The 5,097-nt window shown below is 34.5% G+C and carries 4 protein-coding genes and 1 pseudogene; 1 reads left to right on the plus strand and 4 read right to left on the minus strand.

Translation table 11 applies throughout. The annotated features are described in order from the left end of the window. The first annotated feature begins 168 nt into the window (after window positions 1-168). The gene (locus tag Q0A18_RS12490) at window positions 169-336 is read left to right on the plus strand and encodes a hypothetical protein (protein ID WP_292010482.1); all 168 of its coding nucleotides are present in this window, start codon (window positions 169-171) and stop codon (window positions 334-336) included. Between the two features lie 173 nt (window positions 337-509). Here the strand turns inward: Q0A18_RS12490 and Q0A18_RS12495 are convergent, their stop codons facing one another. The 4 genes and pseudogenes from Q0A18_RS12495 to Q0A18_RS12510 form a co-directional block, all read right to left on the minus strand. Next, window positions 510-1,712 (minus strand): hypothetical protein, encoded by a 1,203-nt coding sequence (locus tag Q0A18_RS12495; RefSeq protein ID WP_292010483.1) that lies wholly within the window; start codon window positions 1,710-1,712, stop codon window positions 510-512. A gap of 544 nt (window positions 1,713-2,256) precedes the next feature. Continuing rightward, window positions 2,257-3,555, minus strand: coding sequence for a hypothetical protein (locus Q0A18_RS12500; RefSeq protein WP_292010484.1), 1,299 nt, complete (start codon window positions 3,553-3,555; stop codon window positions 2,257-2,259). A gap of 89 nt (window positions 3,556-3,644) precedes the next feature. Further along, on the minus strand, window positions 3,645-4,283 hold the full coding sequence (locus tag Q0A18_RS12505) for a hypothetical protein (protein ID WP_292010485.1): 639 nt from the start codon (window positions 4,281-4,283) through the stop codon (window positions 3,645-3,647). 245 nt (window positions 4,284-4,528) lie between these two features. Next, a pseudogene (locus Q0A18_RS12510) lies at window positions 4,529-5,097 on the minus strand (hypothetical protein); the annotation flags it as partial.

Here is a 5,097-nt window from a genome sequence, read left to right on the forward strand (position 1 = left end):
AAATTATTCCTTTGCTACTTCCCGTACTCTATACCCCTCAAAACATTGCTTATCATCGAAATGTGGCTAAGTACCTTTTGCTTTACAATTGGCAAAGAATGGCTTCTTATAAGCTGTTACACGCGATAACGCTTTTCAAATTTTATTAATTTCTCAAAAAATCAGTTATTGAAAATTGACGGAATCGGTTGTATTAAAAAACTCATCTTTATCCCTTTGCACCCGATTGTTTTAAACCTTCTTAAGGTAAATAATGACGGGTTTCCTAACCTTATTGAAGCAAAAGGGCATACCTATAAACCCTATAAGCAAGGAAACAATCATATCTTTGAATAAATACTTCGAGAAAGTATATAAAGAAGAAATACTGTTAACGCAAAATATAATTTTGAACTAATATGAAAAATAAATCCCCAAAGAATGATTTTGGGGATTTTCGATTCATTAACTTTTTATTATTTACTTCAAAAAACTATGCTTTCATTAATGAATCTTACTCATATATATAGTTAAACTCCAGGATTAGTTGTTGTGTAAGTAACAGATGCGGAAGACACTGTAAAATAATAAGATGATGCAGAATAATTAATGTCCTGTACAGCCGCAACACTAAAATCCACAGTAGATGCGCTATTATTAACATAGGTTACAGTTATTACAATAGACTGCTTGAGGCCTGAGGTATTAATATCCGTACCTCTATTCTGAAGAGGGTTCTTATCTCTATTTGTAATATCAATATTTCCACTTATGATAGTACCTCCTGAGCCATTTTTATTCACATAGGTACCTGTAAGGGTCAATTGACTCGCAGGAACTGCTGCTGCATCAGTAATAGCCGGGAAAGCAAAATTTCCTGCAAAGGCATTATCCATATTATCAATATTGATCACATATGTAGCATCGAGTTTTTGTCCAGCTTTTACAGGAATGGTAAGATCATCCAAACCCATTACAAAACTTGGGTTTGAAAATCCCGGCGTTCTTTGAGGTGCCGAAAGCATTTTGGTCTGGTTAGGGATAATCTCCTGATATTTTACCTTAAATGTATAAGGCTGACCATTTTTATTCGTAACAAATGTATCTACTACTCCATCACCATTTGCATCATAAAGTGCTTTATATTCAAAAGTTCCCGTAGTTTCAGGATATCCCTGAGCATTAAGCGTCAGGGTCTGATTCCCTGCATACAAATGATTATTAAATGTATAGCCTATCCCATTTGTATTTTGTGTTGCTTCAGAAGTAGTAATAATCATTCCTCCAGCCCTTGCAACATCGGCCAAGAGATTAATTGAAGGAGGAGTCCGGCTCCCCGTAATAGGGTTATATGTATAAATATAATCATTTAAATCATTGGTTATAGTGGTCAGTTTTGCAGAAGGAGGATTACCACATAATGAACTCCAATTCCCTTTTGAAGCAATCCAATAATCTATACATCCGGTATCCGTATTAAAATACATCATTCCATTATCCCGTTGATTCGTCGCAGTAATATTACTGGAATTGGATTCCGGAGTGATTCCTCCGGTTTTCTGATCAGGAAGCTGCGGAAGGATTAATGTTTTTGCTGCAGGATTGGTAGTCTTGTTAGGCCTGAGATCCAGAACAGCATTAGAGTGAGGCTCTTTAGTATTTACTCCGACCTGTGCATACACATTATTGAGCCCAGCTGAAGCAAAAACAATTAATAAAAATTTTTTTTTCATGATTGCATTATTATTTCTTTATTAGATATTATCATACTCGTATTCTTCATAGCTCAATCTATAATACCAAGAACTATTATATTATCTATAAGAATGTGGCATCCGTTCTCCTACCAAATAATAAATCCGGAACAGCATGAGTCTCCTGATTGCTTATTATTTGTTTTCACAAAATTATGGACTAAACCCAATCAAAACCTTTTAGATCCAATACAATCATCTTTTTTATTGAATCATTTATTCAGCTCATTATCAAAAAGATATCCCAGTGAATTATTTTTTTTGACTATGCAGTAGTATTGAAGCTTATTAACAATTACTCCCCACAAAAAGAATTTTATTTACTTTCGTTTCCTGTTCCATAAAAAAGCACCAGTATGTTAACCATACTGGTGCCTTAAATTTCTATTTCTTAAAATTCTTATCTATTCTATGATTATACTTGACTCACACACAAAAACATCAAGAATTATTAAGAAATAGAACAATATGAAGATAATCCCGAATCAGGTTTCAACATATTGTTCAGAATGATTATTTCATATTAATATAGTCTCTGAATTGAAATATAGATTCTTCTGAAGTTGTCAGTATTATCAGATGTATCATTGTTATCAATGTTCGGGAAATAATATACTCTGTACCATTTGTCATCCAGTGAAATGTCCATTGTTAATACTTCCTGGCTGGAACTTCCCGTATTGGTAGTTGAAGCACTTCCTCCACTGCTGGTTAACTGGTTGGCACCATAGTTTAAATAAATACCATTATCAAGGTTTACCCAACCTCCGTTAGCTGCCAGTACTATATTAGCACCATTCATTCTATCCACATTAGTTAATGCTGAGAACCATATTTTCACCGGAGATCCAGAAACGTTTACTAATCTTGGGTTGAAAGATACTGTACCGGTTCCTCCGTTTCCACTACCCGTTAAATAACCGTCCAATCTGATCTTTCCTCCTAATATAGGCAGATCTGTTGCATAATAGCTTAACCAGTTAGTAGCTGTAGTTCCATTTTCCCCACCACCACCAATGCTGGCTAAAATATTTGGAGCTTTATAGTAAACCAAATCTCCTAATGCAATTCCGTCACCGGCTCCGATAATAGCACTACAGGTTCTTCCTCCTAAAGTTATATCAAATGTTGTAGTATCCGGAGACGTTACTGTAGGGGTTCCTGTGATGGTATAACTTAAAGATCCTGCACCATAGGCAAAATTTCCTGCTGCGAGTGTAGCAGTAAGACCATTAACAGGTCCTAAAGTCTGAGCCTCATAAGTTCCTCCGTTACCCCCTGTATAAGGAATAGTCATTACTCCGCTATAAGGCGTTCCTGCAACATATGAATCCGGTGTTAAGGAAACACCGTTACAGGTAATTGCTCCGATAGTCCCCGGTGCAAGAGATTTGCCATCAAGGGTTCTCCATTCTGATCCGTTCCAGAAAATATATCCTACATATGTAAATGTGGAAACAGTTCCCAGGTTAAACACTAATAATCCTACAGCCGGATTAGGAATAGTAACAGCATCCGTCATTGAAGTTAATGCTACCCTAGGTCCTAAAAATCCTTTTTTGCTTCCGTCAGCAAGATCATTGACATTAAGTTCCAAAATCGAAGAAGGATCAGGGGTTGCCGTACCTACCCCCACACTTCCTGTAGAAGTAACAACAAAATCATTGGATTGCTGAGCTGTTGTAGGCACTCCTGTTGTCACATTATCTTTAGCTCCGTCTACATGCAGTACGGTTTGAGGATTTGTAGTATTAATTCCGACCTGTCCAAAAGCGACAGCAGATACCATCATCATTGATAGTAAAAAGATATTTTTTTTCATTATTTTTTAATTATGTTTTTCCTAAAATAAGAGTTGATCATCCCAGTCCTAATCTTTGTTACTAAGATTAAAATAAATTTTATATTGATTCATATTAAAGGTGGAGCTCTCGGGCTATAAAGTACTAATACTTGAGGCGTCAAGATTTTAGTTAGATATCCGGATTCATTTTTACAATAAATTATATATTTAAAACCCAGAGTATACTTATCTGCAAGATTCAGGTTAAAACCATTTACATGGTTACTTCTATCATTATTTATAATAGCCTGACTAATGAATAATTCTGAGACAATTCTTACATCATAAAATCCTTTATTAAAAACCGGTTGTTTATATACTTTTTGTTTTTCCGGCACATCTGTTTTTACTGTTTTAATTTTTTTTGCAACCTTAACATTTTTAGCAACCGGGAGTTTCTTTTTATCAAAAGTATATACAATCCTAAGTTGGGTATTAGTTTTTTTAATATTTTCTAATCCCGATATCAAAGTTCCCTCCTGAATAGTGATATATGCTTCTGAAGAATATTTTGATTTCTGTATAGTCTCAGATTGTTCGTTTACTTGATTTTTTTTAGCATTTCCACTATCTGGAATTTGTGAAGAAAATAAAAGGCAGGTAAACAGGTAACAAAAAAATTGTACTTTGACTGCTAAGCCAAAATATCTTCTCTTGTTATTACCCTGAATTGTCCTCACTTTATTTTTCGAAATAATTTCAGACAAAAGTATTAGCTTTATACTTCTTCAGAAAAACTCATTTCCCCTTTAATTCCTGTTAAGGCACCCTTTAATTCACGTTAAGTACCACTCACAGACACTCACAATTGAATATCAAACACTTACAAATAGACCCTTTTAAAATAATGAGAGGCCAAGAAGAGATGAAAAAAGGGACAAAATTCTATTCTGAGGTCAAGAAACGACAAACTGAAAGTAAATTGAAATAGGAAAATAAAAGAAACTCTACTCTATTCAGTAAACCCTATAGAGTTAAAATAGGCTGTCAAGTTTTCTTTAGTATTAAGACTGAGTTTCTTTCTGATACGAAACCGGGCAGATTCTATCGCTTTATAAGAAGAGCTGGTCGCAATAGATATCTCATTGGTAGTAAGACCCAATTTCAACAAAGCACAAACTTCAACCTCATTCGTACTAAGTGAAGGATTTATCTCCATAAGAAGAGGCATAAAATTAGGATAATACTCCATAAACAGAGGCATAAATGAATTATCCTTTCTGGAAATAGCCTCAAAAAGCTCCTTTATACCCTTATCGGAAACCCCGCGTTCTCCCTTCATCTCTGCGTCCAGTTTTGATAATTGATTTTTTTCTTTATAGTAAATAAATAAACTGTAAAAGAAATAAAGTATGACCAAATAGGAAAATACTCTTAAAAATATAATATATAATGAACTATCCGGATGATTTGCCCTTATAAAAGATATCTGATCTCTTAAAAGGTACATTAATAAGGTAAAAAGCAGAAGAATAAGACAATACATGATCAATCTCCTGATTCCTGTATAGAGTATAGAGG

It is taken from the genome of Chryseobacterium sp., assembly GCF_022712095.1.
GTDB lineage: Bacteria > Bacteroidota > Bacteroidia > Flavobacteriales > Weeksellaceae > Chryseobacterium.